This is a genomic window from Alcaligenes sp. DN25 (genome assembly GCF_023674485.1).
GTDB lineage: Bacteria > Pseudomonadota > Gammaproteobacteria > Burkholderiales > Burkholderiaceae_B > Alcaligenes > Alcaligenes phenolicus.
The window spans coordinates 3,074,561-3,096,754 of sequence record NZ_CP098408.1 but is presented as its reverse complement, the minus strand read 5'-3'; the positions used below and the strand labels follow the sequence as shown (position 1 = coordinate 3,096,754).

Below are 22,194 nucleotides of genomic sequence, written 5' to 3'. Positions count from 1 at the left end.
GATTTTTTTTGGGCTGAATCTATATATTCAGTCCTGCTTGCCGCGTGGTGGCTGCAGGATTCTGAACAGCTCCAGCATCAGGTCAGATTGGGTAATCATGCCTACCAACTCTTTATGGTCATTGACCACAGGCATGTGACGGTGGCGGCCCTGGCTGAACAAGGGAATCAGCTCTGCCACCGACCAGTTTGCGTTGGCGGTAACGGCAGGCGCAGTCATGATCTCGGCTACTGTGGGGGCTGCACGCTGTCGGGGGCTCAAGAAGCGCTTGAGTCGCTGGCGCAGATTATCCGGCTGATCCAGTCCGGCGCGTTGCAAGAAGTCCGACAGGGCCAGGATACCAATCACGTGCTTGTTCTGATCCAGCACGGGCAAGGCCTTGATCTTGCGCTCGCGCATCATGTCCCAGGCCTGCTGCAAGGGCGTACTGACCAGGCAGGACAGAGGCGCATCATTCATCAGGGTGGAGCAGCGGCGTGTGCCCAGATTGCGTCGGAAGGCAGACTGGTGCACATAGCTGACCAGCTTTTCCAGATCATCGTGGCTGATGTTCAGCGTCTGGTTGTAGTGGCTTAAAGCCGCATCGTAATCCTGGTCCGTAAAGCGGGCTGGTGTGGCGGCCGGACGTGTTGCGGGTTTATGTACCGGCGGATAAGCCACGCCGGTCAGGCGGTTGTACAGCATGCCCAGAAGGATCAGCACGCAGGAGTCAAACAGCACCGGAAACAGGACGAAGTCGTAGTTCTGAATACCATTCAGGGCGGGAAAGACCGCCATTGCCAGACTGGGCGGATGCACGCAGCGCAGGGCCAGCATGATGGGCATGGCAACGCAGACGGCCATCGTAATGGCAGCAATCGGATGAGGGAGCAGCACCGCGCAGGTAATGCCTGTGAGTGCGCCCACCAGATTGCCCAGCAATATGTTCCAGGGCTGTGCCAACGGGCTGCTTGGCACCAGAAAAATCAGCAAGGCGCTGGCAGCCAGGGACGCCACCAACCAATGATGCGTATGTGCAAAATCCGACAGGTACAGGCTAAGAGAGGAAACCAACAACACGCTAAGCGTGGCGCCTAGCGTGGCACGCAGCATTTCAGGGCGTGCAATGGCCAGCGACTTGGGGCGCAGGCTGTCAAACCAGTGACGAAGTAAAGCAGGCATACCCACCAGGGTGAAGAAGAAAGACAGCTTTAAATCATACTGCTAACTCTTCAATTCAGGGCTTAGCCCCTTGCTGGATACCGGGAATGATGGCGGGGCCTTTGCGCTCGGTGGCGATTTGTTGAGGCACGGCATCGACCGTAATCACAATGTGTTCGCGTTGCAGCGAATCCAGCAGCACACCCGGTGCCAGCTCCTGGCCAGGGCGATACGCACGTACCGGCTGTTGATTGATGCTGAGCAGGGCTGCCCCCGACTGGCCGCTTACGATCATGCCATGCAAACGCAACTCGGGCAGCGCGGTGCTGCCTCCAAACCACTGCGCAATTTGTTGCGTGCTGATCTGCTCGCGGTGGTCTTCTTCCAGTACCGGCGCAATGGTCCCGTCCGAGGGCAGGAACAGGTTGATCAGCAAATTGATCAGGGCCAGAGCGATACCGGCCTGACACAGACGCAACCAAAGATGTGACGGAAATATGGCGGAAATAATACCCATTTAGACTGCATCGCATAGTGCTTTGGCAGACGGCCGAGATGGCTGTCTTAAGGGCTCTTAGTGTGCGTGTGCTGCATGAAGCCCGTATGACAAGAGCTTGGGTTTTTTTGGGTAGCTTATTTCCTTCATGTCTCGATCTACTTTATCTCGCCGTCCGGCACGCCGTTTGGCCGGCTCTGTTCAGTCCCGCGCTCAACAAGGTTTTTCTCTGATTGAGGTCATGGTGGTGGTGGTCATCATGGGCATTATGGCGGCCCTGGTCGTCCCCAGTCTGATGGACCGTCCCGATCAGGCACGTGCCGTCGCCGCTCGTCAGGACATTGCTGCCCTGACACAGGCCCTGAAGCTGTACCGCCTGGATAACGGCCGTTACCCCAGTACCGCTCAAGGTCTGGCGGCACTGCACCAGCGTCCCACCCAGCCTCCCGAGCCACGCAACTGGCGTCCTTATATGGACCGCCTGCCCAACGACCCTTGGGGCAATCCGTACCAGTATCTGCAACCCGGCGTTCATGGCGAGATTGATGTGTTCTCGCTGGGGGCGGATGGGCAGGCCGGTGGGTCGGGCAGTGATGCCGATATAGGCAATTGGGACTGATGTGGCTCAGCGGGGCTTTTCTTTGATCGAGACCCTGGTGGTCTTGCTGATCGTGGGCATTGTCAGCAGCGCGGGTTTAAGCGTGCTGGTGCTGGACCGGGATCACGGAATACAGCGAGAAGCCCGTCAACTGGCTCTGCGTCTGGCCGAACTGCAAAGCTATGTGCGTGAAAGCGGGCGTAGCGTCGCCTGGAGTGCGGATCAGCAGGGCTATCGCTTCAGCTTGATCCCGGACGCTACGGATGGTGCCAGCCCCACACCGGGCTGGCTGCGCGATCAGGCCCGTTTTGCCCAATTGTTTCCCCAACGATCCTGGACTTTGGAATCAGTGCGTGTGCGCCTGGAGCCGGCGGGACCGTGGGTTTTTGTGAATGAATGGTTGTCCGCGCCGCGTCAGCTGGAGCTGGATGATGGTCACGAGGTCCTGCATTTACGCAGCGACCCGACGGGCCGTTTTGATGTGCAGTCATGACAGAGCGTGGCATGAGTTTGATTGAAGTATTGATTGCGCTGGCGATCGTTTCGGTGGCCTTGACCGCCGGATTGCGCGCACTGGGCCTTAGCGCCTCTGGTAGCCAGGCCATGCATGAACGCAGCCTGGCCTTGCTGGCCGTTGATGGCGTGGTGGCCGAGATGCGCTTGCGCCGCCTGTTTCCCGAACCGGGTGAAACCGTGGTGCCGTGTCGCCAGGGGCCTCTTAATTTGCAGTGCAAGCAAACCGTGCAAGCCACGGCCAATCGTTTCTTTCGTCAGGTAACGGTCCAGGCTTCCATGCCCAAAGGCCCCGTGCTGGCCGAGTTGCACGCGACCTTGGCGTCCTTGCCATGACAGACGCTGGCCAGGAAGGCTTCACTTTGGTGGAAATGTTGGTGGCCCTGACCATCATGGCCTTGATCAGCCTGATGTCCTGGCGTGGCCTGGATGCGGTCTTGCACGCGGATGAGCAGCTTGGCCGACAGGCGCGCCAGACCCAGGCCTTGTTCAATGTCTTGTCCCAAATGGGCCGGGATCTGGAGTTGCATCTGCCCACCGCACCAGGTCCCGCGGACCCGACGGGGGCGATGGCGGTATTGCCAGCCAGTATTCGCTGGCAAGCCAAGGGCGAAGGCCCGGCCATCCTGATGATTGAACGTCGCGCCGAAGCCGGAGCGGGAACCCAGCAGATTCAATGGCGTTTGCAGCAAGGTGTGTTGCAACGGGCTATTGCCCAGGCAGGAACGGTTTACCCCTTGCCCGAGTTGGGCCCTTTGCAAGATGTGCTGGAGCAGGTCACCGCCTGGAACTTGCGTATCTGGATTCCGGCGCGTGGCTGGCAAAGCTGGCCGTGGCCCGATCAAGCCGGGGCAGCCGCTACAGGCATAGAACTGACAGTGCAGTTGGAAGGGCAGGAGCACCCGTATCGCAAAGTGGTGATGCTGCTATGAATCGGGCATCTCAACAAGGCATGGCGGTGATCAATGCGCTGGTGGTCGTGATGGCGGTGTCCATTGCCACCATGGGCATCGTCCAGCGTCAAAGTGGGCTGGCAACCCAGTTGGCCAGCGAGCGCGATTACATGCAGGCCAATTGGTTGCTGCGCGGTGCGCTGGATTGGGCTGTGCTGGTCTTGCGTCTGGACTCGCAGCGCTCGGCTGTGACGAACAAAGGTGGACTGTGGGCACAGGCCCTGAGCGAGCTGAAGATAGAGACTCCGGACAAGACCCGTGCGGCTTACTTCTCCGGCTATATCCAGGATGAGCAGGGCAAATTCAATCTGGCTTTATTGCTGCGCGATGGTCGCATTCAGGCCCGCTATGTGCAGGCATTGGAACAATTGCTGGGCAATGTGCAGCAGGAACCCTCTTTGGCTTTGGAGCTGGCCCAGCGATTGGAGCGGGCACAGGCCGGGCAAGCGCCTTGGCCCTCTCATTTGCAGGACTTCTTTCCCAATGCAGAGCAACAGGCCAAGCAACTGGAGCCATATCTGAGCTATTTGCCGCAAGCCAAATCCGTGAATGTGAATACCGCCAGTGCCCAGGTGCTGGCGGCAGTGCAGCCTTCCGTCAGCCTGGTGGAATGGCGTGGCCTCTTGGAGCAGCGCGACCGGGGCCAGTGGTTTCGGGATCAGGCCGATGTGCAGGCCCGCCTCCAACGTCAGGAGGCGCTGAAGGGGCAAACGCTGAGCGTGCGCAGTGAATGGTTTTTATTAAGTGGCGAGTTACGACTTGACCATAGCCGGGTAGCGACCCAGGCCCTGATCAACAGGGCCGCGGACCGCAGCCGGATTGTCTGGATTCGTTGAAGTGATGAGCAAAGTGCTGCGTATTTATTTGGACTCTCCGCCAAGGCTGGATCAGCCGGTGGACTTTGTGCTGCGGGACAAGCGCGCCAGGGTATTGCGCCGTGGGCGGGGAGAGGTGCAGGAGTTCAAGGGCCTGGCCCGCTCTTTGGAACTGGTCCTGCCTGCAGGGATGGCGACGGTGACGGAAGCGCGTATTCCCTCGGTCAGCGCCTCGCGGCGGCAGGCTGTGGCGAGTAGTGCGGTCGAGCCTATGTGCTTGAGTCCTATCGAACAGGTGTGGGTGGCCTGTTCGGCACCGGGGCCGTCCGGGATGAGTCAATTGGCCTGGACGGAGCGCCCGCCTTTGCTGGCTTTGGGGGAGCAGGCGCGTCAGTTGGGACTGCCGTTGAGCGGGGTTTATGCCTGGTCCGATGGCCATGAGCAAGACAGGCAGGGCCAGGGCCAAACCTTGACCGTACCCGCCTGCTCCTTGCTGATGCCGGAGATGGCCGCCAGTGGCGGAAACAGCGTGCTACGACAAAGCCTGTGGTGGACTTTGGCCGCCATCTTGAGCTGGACCTTGGTCTTGCAGCAGCAGGCGCAATCGTTGCGATCCCAGATGAAACAGGTACAGACCCAGATGGAGCAGGCGGTTCGGCAAGCCTTGCCACACCTGCCCGTTATCGTCGCGCCCTTGACGCAGGCCAGACAGCATCGTGATGGTTTGCTGACCGAGAAAAGCCCGGCCTCGGCTCCCTTTGATCGTTTATTGATGGCCAGCGCCGTGCAGTGGCCTGCTTTGCAAGGACAGGTGCGGGCATTGAGTTTCAAAGATCAGCAATTGCATTTGACGCTGGCTAGCGAACTGGCCGCGCAGCCTTTGCCGGCTGAATCGGATCTGGAGTGGAAGCAGGGCGAGTCTGCCCGCCAATGGGAAATTGGTTTCAGCAAAGCAGCGCAAGCAGCCAGCCAGCAGGGGGCGCCGCAATGAGCAAATTCACCGCACTCCAGCCTGTATGGCTGACCGTACAAAGCAAGCTCGCCCTGGCAAGACAGTACTGGCAAGCCTTGGGCCGTCGGGATCAATTGGCCTTGTCGGTATTGGGCGCTTTGCTGGTTTTGATGTTTCTGTGGTTGTTGCTCTTACGTCCTGCCATTCGTGATCTGGCCTTGGCAAAACAGGAGCTGCCTCGTCTGCAATACGAGATGGCGCAACTGCAAACCGTGCTGTCGCAAATTCAGGTTCTGGATAAAGAGCTGGTCGCGCCTGTGGATGGACAAGGGCAAGACAAGGCGTTGCAGCGCAGCTTGCAGACCTTGGGTACCCAGTGTCAGACAGAGCAGTCACAGGCCGAGCAACGTGTTCTGGTCTGCCAGGCCGTGGCCGCTCCTGCCTTGATAGATTGGCTGATGCACGCCCCTCGCGTGCTGGGCTTTGCCGTGCAGGAAGTCAGCATGAGTCGCTCTGTGGTCGATAGCCGTGAACGCGCCGGTCTGCTGGATGGCCGCATTGTGCTGCGTGCAGGAGAGCCTTCATGAAAAAGCTGACCAAGATCATGGGGTGGGTTTTGCTGGCGCTGTCTCTGCTGCTGGCCGCCGTGCCCTTTCTGCCTGCCCGCATGATGCTGGCCTGGCAGCCCGAGCAGTTGCCGCTACGGCTGGAAACCGCCCATGGCAGCCTGGCCTCCGGTCAAGGCTTGCTGGTAGTGGGTTCGGGTCTGTTGGCCCGCACCGTTCCTGGTCCTGTCAGCTGGCGTTGGCGTTTGGCACCCTGGCCTCAAATGGAGTTGAGCCATGGCTGGTTGGATCAGCCTGTGCGCCTGCAGGCCAGCCTGCAAGGTTGGCGTATTTCGGGCCAAAGCCTGACCGCTCCCGCCGCGCTGTTAGGACGTTTACATCCTTTGTTGCAGACCGTGCAACCGCAAGGGCAATTGCAGCTGCGCTGGCCCAGTCAGGCTCTGGCCGCTGAAACCGGGCCGTTGCTGGAACTGGATTGGCGTAATGCACGCTCCGCGCTGGCAGCCCAGGCCGAGCTGGGTGATTACCAATTGGCAGTCAGCCGCAAGGGTCAGGGCGTGCAGTTAAGCCTGCGTACCTTGGCGGGGGATTTGACCTTGGCAGGTCAAGGTCAGTGGGGGCCGGATGGTGGGCTGTTTGAAGGACGCGCCCAAGCCAAACAAGCCGACGATCAACGATTCAAAGAGTTACTGGAGGCCTTGGGGCCTCAGCGTCAGGGTGTGACCCAATGGCAAATAGCCACAACGACTAGCAAGCAGGAATAACGATATTTTGACTATGAGTACCTTGACTAAACGACCTCATGGGCTGCGGCCTCGCTTCCTTTTAAGCCTGGGTGCAGCCGTGCTGTTGAGCGCCTGTGCGAGCAATGGTCAGAAGCCTGAACCCGGCCCCGATCCTTCTTCGTTTTTTGCCTCGGTAGGCAAGACGCCTGTTCGTAGCACTCAGGCTGACCCGCGCTTTGCCAATAGCAATACGTCGCCTCCGGCTGTGACGCGTCGGGTCCCGCAGCGTGTCGGGGGCAGTGCTGCTCCGATCGACTTGCCCGATCCGGCCGAGTTCCCGCAAGGCAACGACATCACACTGAATTTCGTGGATGCCGAGCTGGATGGGGTTGTAGCTGCCTTGGCCCGTTTTACCGGCCAGAACTTCATCGTGGACCCTCGCGTAAAAGGACAGCTGACTTTGGTGTCCGAAGTACCGGTCGATGCCCGTACCGCCTACGAGATGCTGTTGTCTGCCCTGCGCATGCAAGGGTTTGCCGTGTTGCGTAGTGGCAAGGTCAGTCGGGTGGTCCCTGAAGCTGAAGCGCGCCAGCAGGGCGGTGCAGTGCGGGCGGCCGGTACCGGGGCCAGTGGCAGCGGCGAGCTGGAAACGAGGGTGTTTACCTTGCGTTATGAAAATGCGACCGCCTTGGTTCCGGTGCTGCGGCCGATGATTTCGCCCAATAATCCCATCAATGCCTACCCGTCCAACAACACGCTGGTGGTGACCGATTACGGTGACAATCTGGACCGTATCGCTCAGGTCATTGCGGGGATCGATACCCCCGCAGGCTTGAACACGGACATTATCCCGATTGACTACGGCGTGGCCCTGGATGTGGCAGCCCTGGCCTCGCAAATGCTCGATACGCCCGGCAACGATGTGGCGCAGCGCATTACGGTGGTGGCCGACCCGCGCAGCAACTCGGTTCTGGTGCGGGCAGGCAGTCCGGCCCGGCTGGATCTGGCCCGTGACCTGATCCGGCGTATTGACAGCCCGGAAAGCAATAAAGGCAATTTGCATGTGGTCTATCTGCGCAATGCTCAGGCGGTGCAGCTGGCTGAAGTGCTGCGGGGGGCCTTGACTGGGCAAGCGCCTTCGGGGAACGCGAGTACCGGGAATCAACAGGCGAACAGCAATAGCCTGGCACCCGCCGCCAACGCCAGCACCACCGGCGGTGCCAAAGCCATGGACACGTCGGCCACCGCCAAGCAGCAGCCTCAGGCCGAGATGGGTTTGAGCGCCGCAAACAATGCTAGCGGCACCGTGGCCTTTAGCGCTGGCGGTGCCACTGTGCAGGCTGATCCATCCACGAATACGCTGATCATTTCGGCCCCTGATCCGGTTTACCGCAGCTTGCGTGAAGTGATCGATCAACTGGATCAACGTCGCGCTCAAGTGCTGGTCGAGAGCCTGATTGTGGAGGTGAATGCGGAGAATGCGGCCGAGTTTGGCATCCAGTGGATGACAGGCGGTGGCAATATTGCCGATGGAGGTTCAGGTTTTGTCGGGGGCGCCAATCTGGGCGGCAGCGGGATTAACAAGGCCGGGGTGACCACGCTGGATTCTTTGGCGGCGGGTTTAAGTCTGGGCGTGGTCAAAGGCACGGTGAACGTGCTGGGCCAGCAGATTGTCAATCTGGGCGTCCTGGCCCGGGCGATGGAGCGCCAGGGCGGCATCAATATTCTGTCCACGCCCAACCTGATGACGCTCGATAACGAAGAAGCCAGCATCATGGTGGGCCGTACCGTGCCCTTTGTGACGGGGCAGTACACGACCACGGGTGATGGGGCCAGTAATCCCTTTCAGACCATTCAGCGCGAGGATGTGGGCCTGACCCTGAAAGTGCGTCCGCAGATTTCCGAAGGTGGGACCGTCAAGATGGCTCTGTACCAGGAGGTCAGCAGCCTGGATCCTACTATGTCGGTATCGCCCAGCGCGCCTGTCACGCGTAAACGTGCCCTTAGTACCAATGTCCTGGTCGATGATGGGCAGATTATTGTGCTGGGCGGCTTATTGGAAGACTCGATTGAGGATGGTCAGCAATCGGTTCCCTTGCTGGGCGATATTCCGTTGGTGGGCAACCTCTTCAAATACGAGAAACGCAAGCGTACCAAAACCAATTTGATGGTGTTCCTGCGCCCTCATATTGTGCGTAATGCCCAAGATAGCCAAAGCCTGTCTTTGGACCGCTACAACTACATGCGTGCCGTGCAGACAGGCTTGCCCGATCGCTCCACCTGGTTCCACCCGGATGCGGGACACATGGTGTTGCCACAGGCCGCAGGCTCGTCCGGAGCCGTGGACCTGCGAGAGACGCTATGACCCGCCTGCCGTACTCCTGGGCACGTCAGCACCGTGCGGTGCTGACGCAGCAGCAAGGCGTGGGCACGCTGGTGATTAGCGAGCGTACACCGGATTGGGCCTTGGTGGAATTGCGGCGACGCTATCCCGAGCTGGACGAGCGGCAAGTTCCGGATGCGGAGCTGGATACCCTGATTGATGCCAGTTACGCACAGGGCGACGATGCCGCCAGCGTGGTGGATGCGGCTGCCAATGAGGTGGACCTGGATCGCCTGATGCAGGAACTGCCCGCTGTCACTGACTTGCTGGAAAATCAGGACGATGCGCCGGTCATCCGCATGATCAACGCCTTGTTCACCCAGGCGGTGCGGGACGGTGCCAGTGATATACACCTGGAGCCTTATGAAACCCATTCGGTCGTGCGTTACCGGGTGGACGGCCGTTTGCGCGATATCGTCAGCCCGCGTCGAGCCTTGCATGGTGCTTTGGTGTCCCGTATCAAGATTATGGCCAGCCTGGATATTGCCGAAAAACGCCTGCCCCAAGATGGCCGTATTGCCCTGAAAGTGGGGGGCAGGGCCTTGGATCTGCGTGTCTCGATTCTGCCTACCGGACATGGCGAACGTGCCGTGATGCGTTTGCTGGACAAGTCAGCCGGGCAACTGGAGCTGGAGCGTCTGGGCATGGCCCCGGACATCCTGGCTCAGCTCGATGAGCTGATTCATCAACCACACGGCATTGTGCTGGTTACCGGGCCTACCGGCAGCGGTAAAACCACCACCTTGTATGCCGCTCTGGGCCGTGTCGATACAGCCCGCAGCAATGTGCTGACGGTGGAAGATCCGATTGAATATGACTTGCCAGGCGTGGGCCAGACGCAGGTCAATCCCCGTATTGAGTTGAGCTTTGCACGTGCCTTGCGTGCCATATTGCGACAGGACCCGGACATCATCATGATCGGGGAAATTCGGGATCTGGAAACCGCGCAGATTGCGGTGCAGGCTTCTTTGACAGGTCACCTGGTGCTGGCCACCTTGCACACCAACGATGCCGTGTCCGCCGCGACTCGCTTGGTCGATATGGGTGTGGAGCCTTTTTTGCTGGCGTCTACCTTGCGTGGCGTGCTGGCCCAGCGGCTGATACGCAAGCTGTGCCGACATTGTCGTCAGCCTGCCGAGCACGGGCAGTATCGGGCCAGTCCTGCTGGTTGCGAGCATTGCGCTCACACGGGTTATCAAGGCCGTACCGGGATTCACGAGCTGTATCGCATCGATGAACGTGCCCAGCACTTGTTGAATGCTGCCGGAGCCGAACCTGCCTTGCGTCAGGCCGCGCGTGAATCGGGCATGCGTAGTTTGCGCGAGGATGCCCAGCGTTGGGTAGAGCAGGGCATCAGTACCCCTGAAGAAGTATTGCGCGTCACGCGCGAGTTATAAGGGGGCGAAAGAGCATGGGTACTTATCATTATGAGGCGGTGGACCAGGCCGGACGCAGCGAGCGGGGTGTGCTGGAGGCCGAGAGCGAACGGCTGGCGCGTCAGCAATTACTGTCCCGGGGTCTGCTGACAGTTTCCCTGAAGGCGGGCCGTAGCCGAGCCGCTGCCCGTGCTCGCAGTGCGGGCCTGCGTCGTACCGAGTTATCCTGGCTGACCCGACAGTTAGCCAGTCTGGTGGCGGCGGGCTTGTCTCTGGAGGCCAGCCTGGGCGTGGTGATTGAGCAGGCGACTCGTCGGCCTTTGGTGCAATTGCTGGCAGCCCTGCGTGCGGATATTCGGGCAGGACAAAGCTTGAGTGAAGCCTTGGCGAATCACCCGCGCGACTTCCCTGAGATCTACCGAGCATTGGTGCGGGCAGGGGAGCAGTCTGGCGAGCTGGAACAAGTGCTGGACCGTCTGGCGAGTTTCATTGAGGACAGTGGAGCCTTGCGCGGCAAGGTGCTGACGGCTTTTATCTACCCAGCCATCGTCAGCCTGATTTCCGTGGCGATGGTGGTGTTCTTGCTGAGCTACGTCGTCCCGCAAGTGGTAGGGGCCTTCACCCAAGCCAAACAGCAACTGCCCATGCTGACTCGGGTCATGATCAGCGCCAGTGATCTGCTGCGTGAATGGGGCCTGGTGTTATTTGTTGTGCTCTTGCTGGCGGCTGGCCTGGTGGCTTTTTTGCTGCGACAGCCGGCCTTGAAGCTGGCCTTTCATCGTCGTTTGTTAAGCGTGCCTGTTCTGGGAGGCTACTTGCTGGGCGTGGATACTGCTCGCTTCGCTGCCACGTTAGCTATTCTGGCTGGCAGCAATGTGGCCTTGCTAACGGCATTGGAAGCGGCCGGGCGTACTGTGTCCAATCTGGCCTTGCGCGGTGCCGTGAATCAGGCCGCCATCCATGTGCGTGAGGGTCTGCCTTTGGCGACCGCCTTGCAGCGTAGTGCCTTGTTCCCGCCGCTGTTAGTCCAACTGATTGCCAGCGGTGAAAAAACCGGTGAGCTGGCGCCCATGCTGGATCGGGCTGCGACGACCTTATCAACCGAGCTGGAGCGCAAAGCCCTGACCATGACCGCCTTGCTGGAACCTTTGATGATTTTGCTGATGGGCGGTTTGGTGCTGTTGATTGTTCTGGCAGTGATGCTGCCAATTATCGAGATGAATCAGCTGGTGCAGTAAAAAGCGGTAGGGTGCTTGCCCTGTTCCTCTACAGATCATTGCCGCCACCTGGTTGTCTGGCGGCAATGCTGACTAATACTTAAGTCACTTGCGTTGAGCCGGCTATGTCGAGGCCGTGGCCTTGATGCGGCGGATTGTCCTGGGATGCACGTCATATTTTTTGGCAACGATGTCCAGCGGAACTTGATTGGTCAGCGCAATAAGTGCTTCTTTGTGTTGGGCGGGTGATAAGGCAGGGCGTCTGCCTAGTGGCCTGCCATTGGCACGCGCTGCTGCCATTCCTGCGCGAGTGCGTTCGCTAATCAGCGAGCGTTCAAACTCAGCCAGGGCGGCCATCATATGAAACAGCAATCTACCACCCGATGTTGTCGTGTCTATATTTTCCGTCAAGGAAATGAAATGGATATTCTCTTTGCCTAAACGATCGATCGTGTCGACCAAATAGCGTAGTGATCGGCCCAGCCTATCCAGACGCCAGACAATAAGCGTGTCACCCGATTTCAGTTTTCGCTGCAGATGATTCAATCCTGGACGTGTTGCTTTAGCCCCTGATATCCCTCTATCCGTATAGATATGATCACAATTCACCTTTTGTAAAGCCGCGATCTGTAGGTCCAGGTTTTGATCCTGTGTTGAAACGCGTGCATATCCATATTTCTTACTCATAGTACCCATCTTCCTAGCGCAAAGCGCAGCCTCCCCCCTCCCACTCGACCACATCTCAGTGCAATCGATGTTAGTAAACCCAAGATGGTCCAGTGGAATGTTGGCCACGCGATGTCAAGTTTTACTAACCGCATGCAAACCTGCTGCCACGTAAACGGCGATTGAGGTAGCTCGTACTGCAATAAAAACTATTACGTAATTTTTTATTAACGCTGTGTTTCAGATGCAGATACTGATTAAGTGTTAGCGGCGGCCACATGTGTGTCAACACGAAGCAGGTCTGACCGATGCACTTTCTGAAGAACGTTGCAGCCAGCCATAGGCAAGCGTCAACAATGGTTAAGAAAAGGCGTAAATAGGCTTGCGATTTTGACAAGAAGCCTCCTTTTAGTCCCAACCGAATAGCGCATCGAAATGATCCTTTTCAGCGTAATTTTCACGTACAAACGTGTCTATTTGTTATGGAATCGATGTTGACATAAAGGAGGCTTTTTGACCGCTGTCAGGTGAAAAGCCAGACGCTGATTCACACACAGCGTCCAGAGTGCCAACCGGCGAAGCGGGGCGCGTAATGGGCGTCCAGTCGCTAGAGTCATTGTCCTGCTGGTTGCAGCAAGTTACTCCTTCAAGCAGCTATTTGCTTTTAGGCTTGCGAAGACTGGCAACGCTTGCCCAGGCCTATGATGCGCGCCTGTTCCAGCAAGCCTTTTTGTCCGCCATTTCGGCGCGCCTGCGTCCCTACGGCATAGCACGCAGCGACATCCTGGTGTTTGATCAAGTGGTGTTGATTGGTTTGACGAATTGTCGTCTGCCCACCCAGCTTGACAAGGACCTGTTTCTGGAACGAGTCAAAGCGGCGCTGTGCTACGAGCCCGTTCGCTGCGGCTCGGACCGCATCCTGGTCAATGTTGTTCCGGCTTGGGTTGAAGCATCGGGCGACCGTCCGGTTTGCCTGTCTCAATTGCAGTCTCTGGCCAGCACCATTGCCTTCTCCGAGCTTGAGCCTCCTGTTTGCGAGCAGACTCGGCGCGACATGGCTTTGGCGACTCGTTTCTTTGCAGATATGCGGGACGAGAAGGTTGCCCTGTCATTTCAGCCTGTGGTCTTTGTGCAGGATCGCGAGCAGGTTCTGTATTACGAAGTGCTGTTGCGCTGGGATGATGCGCAGAACAGTACTCAGTCCGTTTCTTGTGCGCCGGTTGTTCAGGCCATAGAGCGCTTGCATGTGACCGAACGCCTGGATGCCAGCGTTCTGTGGTCGGTGGTACAGGTGCTGGAGCGTGATCCGGATGTTCATCTTGCCTGCAATATTTCCCCCTTGTCTTTGCAACAGGGGCCGTGGTGGCGGTTGCTGATTGCGGTGCTGCGTGGTGCGCCACAGCTGGCCAGCCGTTTGACCCTGGAAATTACCGAAACGGCTTCTGTCTTTGATCAGGAAGCCGCCATTAGCCTGCTGCGCACCTTGCGCGGCCTGGGTTGCAAAGTTGCCATTGATGATATTGGGACCGGATTCAATACCTTGGATCTGGCTCGGCAGATCCGACCCCAGGTCTTAAAACTTGATAAATCCCTGGTGCATCAGGCACGGGACAGGGACGGCCTTGCTGCCCTTCATTCTTGGGTTCATGCCTCGCATGGCATCAGCCAATACGTCATCGCCGAAGGAATTGAGACTGCCCTGGATTTCCAGTTGAGCGTCGATGCCGGCGTGCACGCCGTCCAAGGCTACTTCATAGAACCTCCCTGCGACCTGCCCCCCTGGGAGGGGGCGGAGCCTTTGTGCGTTCGAGACAGTTTCAACCCTACTCACACCCACGTAGCACTCAACACGTATTCCTTAAAGGATCAGGAACAGAGATGAATCACGTCTATAAAACCATCTGGAATGAGCAAACGGGAACATTTGTTGCCGTTTCTGAGCACAAGAAAGCCAAAGGCAAGCGCAGTTCCTCGTGCGTCAAAGGAGGAAAGCGTGCGTCTTTTTCCGCACGCATGGGATGGCTCGCCTTGTTGACAGCAAGCGCATTGGCGATGAGCAATGCCTGGGCGGCAGTCGAGATTCCAGGCGACGGTCAGAGCAACCTCATTGACTTCACCAGCCCAGGCGGCACCATTCGGTTTACGGGTGGTGGTGGCAGCATCGTGGGGTTGAGTAGCCTGATGATCTCCGGCGCCTTGAGTGCCGATCAGATTACGGTGGGTGGTGAGTCTGTGGCGACCCAGGCGCAGCTCAATGCTACGTCCGCTGAGGTGCAGACCAATACCGGCAAGATTGATGGGCTGGAAGGGCGGGTCACGAGCAATGAGTCCACTCTGACGGATCATGGGACTCGCATTACGGACAATGAAACGGCCATCATGGCCCATGACAGTCGAATTGCGGGCAACGAAACCGCCATCGCTGCACATGACACTCGAATTGGCGCTACTGAAACAGGGTTGGTGACTGTTAACGATCGTCTGATTGCCTTGGGAGTGGATGAAACCAATCCTGGCGTGAAGTATTTCCGTGCGAACTCGGAGCTGCCTGATTCCGAGGCGAATGGTGAAGAATCCATTGCAATTGGCCCTGAGTCCAAGGCAGAGGGGGATCGCAGTATTGCTGCAGGACAAGGTGCGCTGGCCGACGCCGACAGCGCGATTGCATTGGGTGACGGTGCCAGTGTCGCCAGCGCAGACAGTCGACCCAAACCGGAGGCAGCCATTGCCATTGGAAAGGATAGTCGGAGCAGCGGTTTGGCCAGCGTTGCGGTAGGCCGCGAAGCAGCGGCAAGTGGAAATAATGCGCTTGCCTTGGGTATGCAGGCACAGGCCAGTGGGGCTAACGGGATCGCCTTGGGTTTAGGTGCTCAGGCTGATGCAGAAAACAATATCTCTATCGGTAATGGCGCAGGCCAGGCCACTGGCAATCATCTGCCGGGTGATCGTTCGCACAATATTGCCATCGGTCAGGCCAGTGGTCAGAACGTCAAAGGTCAGTTCAATGTGGCGCTGGGTGATGGCACCGGCAATGGCGTGGATGGCAACGAAAACGTGGCGATTGGCCGAGATGCCGGCCTGAATGTCATAGGCGATAGCAATGTCAGCCTGGGCAAGAATGCGAATCGGGGGCTGTCATCAAACCGTGCGATCGGTATTGGTGAGGACTCCGGCGCTGAAACAGAAGGCGTGGCGATTGGGTACAAGGCGATTGCCGGTAATACCGGGGTCGCGATGGGTCGTCAGACAACGGCATTGGGAACGGGTACTGCCATTGGCCCTAATGCTCATGCTGACAGCAATTTCGTAGCCCTGGGGTTGAACTCTCATGCCGCGCAAAACGATGTGTCTGGCTTGAGCAAGTTCACCAATAGAGGCTTCAATGGCAGTGCCGTTTCCGTTGGTAGCAGCCAGTCGGGCAGTGAGTTCACACGTCGTATTGTGAACGTGGAAGACGGTGCCAATGAGACCGATGCAGTGAACGTGCGCCAGTTGCAGTCGGCTGTTGATCAGGTGACGCTGGGTGCGACTGTGGATTATGAAAAGCTGGCCGAGAAGGTTGGCGAGGACTGGGGCCAGCAGATTGCCGATAGCAAACCTCGTTACTTCAGCGTTAATGATGGTGGTGTCGACAAGGGCAACAAGAACAATAACGGTGCTGCTGCAACAGCCATCGACTCGATTGCCATCGGCCCTGATGCAACTGCCAAGGAAAAGGACTCGGTTGCTATTGGACATATGGCAGGGGCAGAGGGAGCGTCATCTGTTGTGCTGGGACACAACATCAAAGGCTTGGGGATGAATTCCACGACTATCGGTAACTCCCAATCCGAAGCGCGGGACGAGAGCGGCGTGGCAATCGGTACGCACGTTGTCAGCCGTGACAAGAACTCCATCGTCATTGGCCGGGATTCCTACACAGATCGCCAGGCAAACGGTCCCTCGGTCGAGAACTCGATTGTGATCGGTACAGAATCCAGTTCTACAGCCGTGGAAGGGATTGTGATCGGTAAAAACTCGGTGGTGAATGCGGCTCGCGGCATCGCTCAGGGTAGCAATGCGACGGCAACGGCTAATGACGCTATGGCGTTTGGCACCCGATCACGGGCGGCTGCCGGTGATTCCCAGGCCAGCGGTACGGATGCCAAAGCCTTTGCGGCACGCGGTATTGCAATGGGTACTAACGCTCGCTCCGGCCAGTCTAATCCTGATGTCGAAAATCAGGACAAGAACCGCGACTCCATTGCGCTGGGTACGGACTCCATTGCCCAGTTCAATAGCAGCATTGCGGTAGGTCGCGAAGCTCAGGCCACCGCTGATTTTGCACAGGCACAGGGCAAGGGTGCACATGCCTTTGGCGAGGCATCGATTGCACAAGGCCGTGACGCTTGGGCGCTTGAGCGTCAGGCAATCGCGCTGGGTGACGGCTCCCGCAGCACGGCCGATCGTGCTGTCGCTATTGGACAGGGTTCAAAGGCGCTCAATGCACGCTCGGTAGCGCTGGGTGATGGTGCAGAAACAGCAGGCGCGGTTGGCACCTTGAATGCTTCTTTGAACGGGCTGAACTACGGCAACTTTGCCGGAGATCATCCTGTTGCTACCGTCAGCGTGGGTACGGAGCAGGAAAAACGCACAGTGACGAATGTGGCCGCGGGCCGGATCAGCGCCAGCAGCACAGATGCGATCAATGGCAGCCAGTTGCATGCCACGAATTCGGTGCTGGGCAATGTGGCCAACACTACGAAAAGCATCCTGGGTGGCAATGCCACGCTGGCCTCTAATGGCAGTCTGAGCATGAGCAATATCGGAGATACCGGTGAAAACACGGTGCACGATGCGATCAAGTACGCGGCTCAAGGTTGGAATGTGAGTGCCAATGGTGCCATGGCTGAGAACGTGAAGCCGGGTGGTTCGGTAGACTTCAGCAATGATGACGACAACATCGTTATCTCGCGTGATGGCACCGATCTGGCTTTCAATCTGGCCGATGATCTGACTGTGGGTAATAGCATCACTGTAGGCGATACCGTGATCAACGGTGACAGCGTCACGACTAACAATCTGACTGTTACGGGCGAAACCCATTTGGGTGACAGCTTTGTTGTCCAAAACACCGGGGATGTTATCTACAAGGGCAACGAAATTGCCACCCAGGCTGATGGCTTGAGCTTTGCGGGCAACACCGGCAGCACCATTGCCAAGACGCTGAGTGACGACACACCGCTGACCATCTCCGGCGAACTGGCCGAGGGAGCAGAGTCCACGGGTGCCAACCTGCGTGTTGATAGTGACGGCAACAAGCTGAATCTGGTCATGGCTCAGAACCTGACGGATCTGAATAGCATCACCATCAATAACGGTGGTCCGGTGATCAACGGTGCCGGCATCAATATGAACGGCAAGAAAATCACCAATCTAGCCAAAGGGACAGACGACACCGATGCGGTGAACGTGTCGCAGTTGAAGGATGTTGAAGAGGTTGCCAACGCAGGCTGGAACATCAGCGCCAATGGTGCTGCCGCCGAGAACGTCAAACCCGGAGCATCGGTGGACTTCAGCAATGACGACGGCAACATCACCGTGACGCGCGATGGCACCGACCTGGCTTTCAATCTGGCCGATGATCTGACTGTGGGTAATAGCATCACTGTAGGCGATACCGTGATCAACGGTGACAGCGTCACAGTAGGTGACACGATCGTTAATGGCGACAGCGTCACGACCAACAATCTGACTGTTACGGGCGAAACCCACCTGGGTGACAACTTTGTTGTCCAAAGCGGTGGTGATGTTATCTACAAGGGCAGCGAGATCGCCACCCAGGCTGATGGCTTGAGCTTTGCCGGCAATACCGGCGACGCGATTGCCAAAACGCTGGGTGACAACACACCGTTGACTATCTCGGGTGAACTGGCCGAGGGAGCAGAGTCCACGGGTACGAACCTGCGTGTTGATAGTGACGGCAACAAGCTGAACCTGGTCATGGCCAAGGATCTGACGGACCTGAACAGCATCACCATCAATAACGGTGGTCCGGTGATTAACGATGCCGGCATCAATATGAACGGCAAGAAGATCACCAATCTTGCCGAAGGTACGGATGACACCGATGCGGTGAACGTATCGCAGCTGAAAGAAGTTTCAGAGGTTGCCAACGCAGGCTGGAACATCAGCGCGAATGGTGGTGCTACTGAAAACGTGAAGCCTGGCGCCTCGGTGGACTTCAGTAACACGGACGGCAACATCAACATTTCGCGTGATGGCACGGACCTGGCCTTCAACCTGAACAAGGATATTGATCTGGGCGCAGACGGTAGCCTGAAGACGGGAAACACGGTCGTGAACAACGACGGTCTGACCGTGGATGATGGGGCAGGTAACAAGACCTCCACGACTGCGGCAGGCACCACGGTCAGCAATGCCGCCGGTGACACGACTACCGTAGGCGCAGGTTCGATCACGGTGGCAGATGCGGCCGGTAACAGCACGGCTATCGGCAGCACGCAGGTCGTGGTGGGCGGAGCAAACCCGGTCACGATCAATGGTGATACCGGCCGAATCGGCGGACTGACCAATCTGACTTGGGATCCGGACAACTACACCAGCGGTCAGGCGGCGACCGAAGATCAGCTCAAGCAAGTCAATGACGTTGCCAGCGCTGGCTGGAATGTGACCGATGCGGATGGCAATAGCGCCAATATTGGCCCGAACGGCCAGGTTGCCTTTGTCGGTGACAAGAATGTCACGGTTGAGCAGACTGGCACCGATGATTCCGGACAGGTTGAAGTCAAGCTGAACAAGGACATTGATCTGGGAGCAGATGGCAGCCTGAAGACCGGCGATACCGTCATCAACAACGCAGGGGTTGCGGTAGGAAACGACGTACACCTGGGTAACACCGGCCTGACCATCAATAATGGCCCGAGCATCACCCTGGCTGGCATCAACGCAGGTGATATGCGCATCACCAATGTTGCCGCCGGTCGCAATCCGACCGATGCCGTCAATTATGGTCAGCTCCAGCCTATCGAGTCCTTCATTGGTCTGGATGGAAACGGCTCGTTTGCCTACAACGGTGGCCAGCACTCCTCTTTGAAAGATGTTCTGGACAGCATGCACTGGAATGTTGAAGCACCGACGGATGGCAAGGAAGGCGGCAATACCGGTGGTTCCAACGGCAATGGTTCCGGCTCCACAGGTGGTGGCAATAATGGCTCCGGTGACGGCACGCCTATCCATAATGGCAACACGGTGGGCTTTGTTGAAGGGGACAACATCGTTATCTCCAAGACGGACCGGGTCAATGATGCAGGCCAGACTGTTGGCGCTGATATCAAGGTATCGGTATCCCAGGATCTGAAGGTCAATTCCATTACGGCAGTGAATGTTCAGGCCGATGAAATTCAGATCAATAACGGTGGCCCGATCATTAACGAGAACGGCATCAATATGTCCGGCAAGCACATCACCAATGTGGCGGCGGGCGTGAATGACACCGATGCGGTCAACGTAAGTCAGTTGAATCAGGTGGCGGGCAATCTGCAAGGTCAGATCAACAATATTCGCCACGATATCAATCGTCTGGATAACCGCTTAAGTGCAGGTGTGGCGGCCGCGATGGCAACAGCGTCTCTGCCTCAGGCTTACTTGCCGGGCAAGCACATGATGTCCATGGCCGGCGGTACCTGGCGTGGAGAGTCCGGTATGGCCATTGGTTTCTCCGGTATTACCGATAACGGTAAGTGGGTTTACAAGCTCTCGGGCAATACCACCTCGCGCGGTGATTACGGTGGTGCCGTGGGTATTGGTTATCAATGGTAAGTCGGCCCTGACTCTATGGTGCATCGGCGCATTGGCGCCGATGCACAGCACACACTTTTGAAGGAATTCAGATCATGAAGAAAAATTGGTTTGGGGCTGCTTTGCTGGGCAGTCTGGTGCTTGCTGGTTGCGGAACCTTGAGTCAGGTGGACTCGGAGGGTCACACGGAAAACCCGGTGTTTCCGGAAGTGGATAAAGCGACTTTTCACACGGGCTCTTACCCGAATATCGACAATCTGCGTCAGGTCCGGGAAGGCGTGACTCGCGATCAGCTGTATGACCTGCTGGGTCGCCCGCACTTTGCTGAAGGCTTCAAGGTTCGCGAGTGGGATTACCTGTTTCACTTCAACACGGCACAGGGCATCAAGACTTGTCAGTTCAAGGTGCTGTTTGATCAGGACAAGCTGGGTCGCAGCTTTTACTGGAAGCCTGGTGAGTGTGCTTCTGTTCTGGATGCGGCGCCGAAAACCGCAACCATTCAGCCGTTTTCGCTTTCCGGGGACGTGGCCTTTGCGTTTGGCAGTGCGACCTTGACCAGCGCAGGTCTGAGCACGATTCGTGATATTGCAGGCCAGCTCAAGCAAATGTCCGACATCGAACGGGTGACGGTTTCCGGTCACACAGATCGGATTGGAAGTGCGGCATCGAATCAGCGTTTGTCGCAGCAACGTGCCCAGACGGTACGACAGGCCTTGTCCGCCCAGGGCATACCAGCCGCCGCAATTGTGACGCAAGGCTTTGGTCAGGACCGCCCCCTTGTGCAGTGTGATCAGCCCAATCGCAGTGATTTGATTGCCTGCCTGGCACCGAATCGTCGGGTCGATATCGAAGTTCAAGGCCAACGTTAAGTTGGATGCGGCAACCAGGCACGCACCTGTCTTGGCCGGGTGTGTGCCTTGATCGAGAAAACAATGAATATTCTGCACAAATTAGCGGTGTTGATTCTGGCGGGTGGTCTGGCTGCTTGTCAGCAAACCATGCCTCGTCATATTTCCGAACCTGTAGATCCAGCACCGCCTGTCATGCAAAGCGCGGGTGGTTCGAACAATGCCAGCACGGCAGCGCCGACGGCCTCTCGTACTCAAGCTCCAACTGTCATTACCCTGCATTTGGCGCAAGAGAAAGCAGAAACGCCCTTGGTGGCTGTGGATGTGGGGGGAACCTCGCTGTATGCGCTGCCCCAGCCTGTTTTGACGCAATCCGATCTGCACCGCGTCACCCCTGTAACCACTCAGGATCAAGGTACGTTTTTGCTACTGGAGATGAACCAGAACGGCATTAGCAAACTGCGCAGTGTCACGGCTCAGGCACGAGGCCACTATCTGTTGTTAAGTGTGCAAGGGCAGTTGGTAAGCGTGGCCCGTATCAGTGAAACGATTTCCGATGGGCGTTTGCTGATCGGAACCCAGAACGCCCAGCATACACAGGCCATTATTAAATTGATGCAGGGTGGTCGGTGATAACAGGACTGCGTATCGCGCCCTATGTATGATTTTGATGTGGTTTTTCTCCTGATTGCACAGCCTGCATCATCGCGTGTGGGCGATATGCTGGCCCTGCATGATTATTTGGCCGGCTCCGGGGTGTGCACGACGGTAGCAACCAGTCCTACAGACCTTGCCACTTTCGGAAAGCGCCAGCGCATTCTGATTATTGACGGGGAGGGCGAGAGCGCGTTTGATGTGTACGCCGTTATTTCCGCGATGCGGCAGTTGGATAATGTCGGCATCTTGTTTCTGGCCGATGAGTCCCCCCTGTCCAGTGAGCGTGCTATGTATGCAGGGGCTGACGTTTGCTTGCCTGCCCGTACTGCTTACTCTGCTGTTTTGCGCGCGGTTGTGGAGTTGGGCAGCGCCCGGATATCGGTCCAGGTCAAAGAGGAAAGAGTGGCGACGAAAAGAAAGCGGCAACGTAGAAGGCACTACCTAGGCCTGGGTCTTCGGTCGCGCTTAACCCGCTAAGTTTGCTGGATC

19 protein-coding genes are annotated in these 22,194 nt (G+C 57.7%); 16 read left to right on the top strand and 3 right to left on the bottom strand.

Annotated features, from left to right (window positions below; translation table 11 throughout):
- Positions 1 to 27 precede the first annotated feature (27 nt).
- Together NBV64_RS14365 and NBV64_RS14360 are read right to left on the bottom strand one after the other, a co-directional pair.
- Positions 28 to 1,161 carry an HPP family protein gene (locus tag NBV64_RS14365; RefSeq protein WP_009460080.1) on the bottom strand — a complete coding sequence of 378 codons (1,134 nt, stop codon included), beginning with the start codon at positions 1,159 to 1,161 and terminating at the stop codon, positions 28 to 30.
- 55 nt (positions 1,162 to 1,216) lie between these two features.
- On the bottom strand, positions 1,217 to 1,657 hold the full coding sequence (locus NBV64_RS14360; RefSeq protein WP_009460079.1) for a hypothetical protein: 441 nt from the start codon (positions 1,655 to 1,657) through the stop codon (positions 1,217 to 1,219).
- A gap of 127 nt (positions 1,658 to 1,784) precedes the next feature.
- On the opposite strand from NBV64_RS14360, the gene gspG reads away from it, so the two are divergent.
- From gspG to gspF, 11 genes are read left to right on the top strand one after another with little or no spacing between them, the layout of a single operon-like run.
- Positions 1,785 to 2,255 (top strand): type II secretion system major pseudopilin GspG, encoded by a 471-nt coding sequence (gspG, locus tag NBV64_RS14355; protein WP_021446951.1) that lies wholly within the window; start codon positions 1,785 to 1,787, stop codon positions 2,253 to 2,255.
- A gap of 1 nt (position 2,256) precedes the next feature.
- Positions 2,257 to 2,727, top strand: coding sequence for a prepilin-type N-terminal cleavage/methylation domain-containing protein (locus NBV64_RS14350; RefSeq protein WP_009460076.1), 471 nt, complete (start codon positions 2,257 to 2,259; stop codon positions 2,725 to 2,727).
- On the top strand, positions 2,724 to 3,083 hold the full coding sequence (gene gspI / locus NBV64_RS14345; RefSeq protein ID WP_009460075.1) for a type II secretion system minor pseudopilin GspI: 360 nt from the start codon (positions 2,724 to 2,726) through the stop codon (positions 3,081 to 3,083). Before NBV64_RS14350 ends, gspI begins: the two co-directional genes overlap by 4 nt.
- Positions 3,080 to 3,679 (top strand): PulJ/GspJ family protein, encoded by a 600-nt coding sequence (locus NBV64_RS14340; protein WP_009460074.1) that lies wholly within the window; start codon positions 3,080 to 3,082, stop codon positions 3,677 to 3,679. Before gspI ends, NBV64_RS14340 begins: the two co-directional genes overlap by 4 nt.
- A complete protein-coding gene (gene gspK / locus NBV64_RS14335) occupies positions 3,676 to 4,536 on the top strand; it encodes a type II secretion system minor pseudopilin GspK (RefSeq protein ID WP_250756009.1) in 861 nt (286 codons plus the stop codon). The genes NBV64_RS14340 and gspK overlap by 4 nt, the downstream gene beginning before the upstream one ends.
- On the top strand, positions 4,520 to 5,506 hold the full coding sequence (locus tag NBV64_RS14330; RefSeq protein ID WP_250756008.1) for a GspL/Epsl periplasmic domain-containing protein: 987 nt from the start codon (positions 4,520 to 4,522) through the stop codon (positions 5,504 to 5,506). Before gspK ends, NBV64_RS14330 begins: the two co-directional genes overlap by 17 nt.
- Complete coding sequence (locus NBV64_RS14325) at positions 5,503 to 6,054, top strand: type II secretion system protein M (protein ID WP_021446949.1); 552 nt, start codon at positions 5,503 to 5,505, stop codon at positions 6,052 to 6,054. Before NBV64_RS14330 ends, NBV64_RS14325 begins: the two co-directional genes overlap by 4 nt.
- Complete coding sequence (gene gspN / locus NBV64_RS14320) at positions 6,051 to 6,797, top strand: type II secretion system protein N (protein WP_009460064.1); 747 nt, start codon at positions 6,051 to 6,053, stop codon at positions 6,795 to 6,797. Before NBV64_RS14325 ends, gspN begins: the two co-directional genes overlap by 4 nt.
- A gap of 13 nt (positions 6,798 to 6,810) precedes the next feature.
- A complete protein-coding gene (gene gspD, locus NBV64_RS14315; RefSeq protein ID WP_250756007.1) occupies positions 6,811 to 9,123 on the top strand; it encodes a type II secretion system secretin GspD in 2,313 nt (770 codons plus the stop codon).
- Positions 9,120 to 10,538 (top strand): type II secretion system ATPase GspE, encoded by a 1,419-nt coding sequence (gene gspE, locus NBV64_RS14310; protein ID WP_009459386.1) that lies wholly within the window; start codon positions 9,120 to 9,122, stop codon positions 10,536 to 10,538. The genes gspD and gspE overlap by 4 nt, the downstream gene beginning before the upstream one ends.
- Before the next feature lie 14 nt (positions 10,539 to 10,552).
- Positions 10,553 to 11,755, top strand: coding sequence for a type II secretion system inner membrane protein GspF (gspF, locus tag NBV64_RS14305; RefSeq protein WP_021446947.1), 1,203 nt, complete (start codon positions 10,553 to 10,555; stop codon positions 11,753 to 11,755).
- 102 nt (positions 11,756 to 11,857) lie between these two features.
- On the opposite strand, the gene NBV64_RS14300 is transcribed toward gspF, so the two are convergent.
- Positions 11,858 to 12,421 carry a recombinase family protein gene (locus tag NBV64_RS14300; RefSeq protein ID WP_128831655.1) on the bottom strand — a complete coding sequence of 188 codons (564 nt, stop codon included), beginning with the start codon at positions 12,419 to 12,421 and terminating at the stop codon, positions 11,858 to 11,860.
- A gap of 649 nt (positions 12,422 to 13,070) precedes the next feature.
- On the opposite strand from NBV64_RS14300, the gene NBV64_RS14295 reads away from it, so the two are divergent.
- From NBV64_RS14295 to NBV64_RS14275, 5 genes are all read left to right on the top strand, one after another.
- On the top strand, positions 13,071 to 14,282 hold the full coding sequence (locus NBV64_RS14295) for an EAL domain-containing protein (RefSeq protein ID WP_250756006.1): 1,212 nt from the start codon (positions 13,071 to 13,073) through the stop codon (positions 14,280 to 14,282).
- Entirely contained in the window at positions 14,279 to 20,221 is a 5,943-nt protein-coding gene (locus NBV64_RS14290) for a YadA-like family protein (RefSeq protein ID WP_250756005.1), read from the top strand. The genes NBV64_RS14295 and NBV64_RS14290 overlap by 4 nt, the downstream gene beginning before the upstream one ends.
- A 74-nt stretch (positions 20,222 to 20,295) precedes the next feature.
- The gene (locus NBV64_RS14285; protein ID WP_250756004.1) at positions 20,296 to 21,069 is read left to right on the top strand and encodes an OmpA family protein; all 774 of its coding nucleotides are present in this window, start codon (positions 20,296 to 20,298) and stop codon (positions 21,067 to 21,069) included.
- A 63-nt stretch (positions 21,070 to 21,132) separates the two neighbouring features.
- Positions 21,133 to 21,681, top strand: a complete 549-nt coding sequence (locus NBV64_RS14280; protein WP_250756003.1) for a hypothetical protein — start codon at positions 21,133 to 21,135, stop codon at positions 21,679 to 21,681.
- 24 nt (positions 21,682 to 21,705) lie between these two features.
- Entirely contained in the window at positions 21,706 to 22,182 is a 477-nt protein-coding gene (locus tag NBV64_RS14275) for a hypothetical protein (RefSeq protein ID WP_250756002.1), read from the top strand.
- Positions 22,183 to 22,194: the final 12 nt, after the last annotated feature.

Excerpts from the sequence above, each read along its gene's own strand:
- NBV64_RS14340 (WP_009460074.1), top strand. The coding sequence starts at position 3,080 with ATGACAGACGCTGGCCAGGAAGGCTTCACTTTGGTGGAAATGTTGGTG.
- gspN (WP_009460064.1), top strand. The coding sequence starts at position 6,051 with ATGAAAAAGCTGACCAAGATCATGGGGTGGGTTTTGCTGGCGCTGTCT.
- NBV64_RS14365 (WP_009460080.1), bottom strand. The coding sequence starts at position 1,161 with ATGCCTGCTTTACTTCGTCACTGGTTTGACAGCCTGCGCCCCAAGTCG.
- gspF (WP_021446947.1), top strand. The coding sequence starts at position 10,553 with ATGGGTACTTATCATTATGAGGCGGTGGACCAGGCCGGACGCAGCGAG.
- gspE (WP_009459386.1), top strand. The coding sequence starts at position 9,120 with ATGACCCGCCTGCCGTACTCCTGGGCACGTCAGCACCGTGCGGTGCTG.
- NBV64_RS14325 (WP_021446949.1), top strand. The coding sequence starts at position 5,503 with ATGAGCAAATTCACCGCACTCCAGCCTGTATGGCTGACCGTACAAAGC.
- gspK (WP_250756009.1), top strand. The coding sequence starts at position 3,676 with ATGAATCGGGCATCTCAACAAGGCATGGCGGTGATCAATGCGCTGGTG.
- NBV64_RS14300 (WP_128831655.1), bottom strand. The coding sequence starts at position 12,421 with ATGAGTAAGAAATATGGATATGCACGCGTTTCAACACAGGATCAAAAC.
- NBV64_RS14285 (WP_250756004.1), top strand. The coding sequence starts at position 20,296 with ATGAAGAAAAATTGGTTTGGGGCTGCTTTGCTGGGCAGTCTGGTGCTT.
- NBV64_RS14290 (WP_250756005.1), top strand. The coding sequence starts at position 14,279 with ATGAATCACGTCTATAAAACCATCTGGAATGAGCAAACGGGAACATTT.
- gspD (WP_250756007.1), top strand. The coding sequence starts at position 6,811 with ATGAGTACCTTGACTAAACGACCTCATGGGCTGCGGCCTCGCTTCCTT.
- NBV64_RS14275 (WP_250756002.1), top strand. The coding sequence starts at position 21,706 with ATGTATGATTTTGATGTGGTTTTTCTCCTGATTGCACAGCCTGCATCA.
- NBV64_RS14360 (WP_009460079.1), bottom strand. The coding sequence starts at position 1,657 with ATGGGTATTATTTCCGCCATATTTCCGTCACATCTTTGGTTGCGTCTG.
- gspI (WP_009460075.1), top strand. The coding sequence starts at position 2,724 with ATGACAGAGCGTGGCATGAGTTTGATTGAAGTATTGATTGCGCTGGCG.
- gspG (WP_021446951.1), top strand. The coding sequence starts at position 1,785 with ATGTCTCGATCTACTTTATCTCGCCGTCCGGCACGCCGTTTGGCCGGC.
- NBV64_RS14280 (WP_250756003.1), top strand. The coding sequence starts at position 21,133 with ATGAATATTCTGCACAAATTAGCGGTGTTGATTCTGGCGGGTGGTCTG.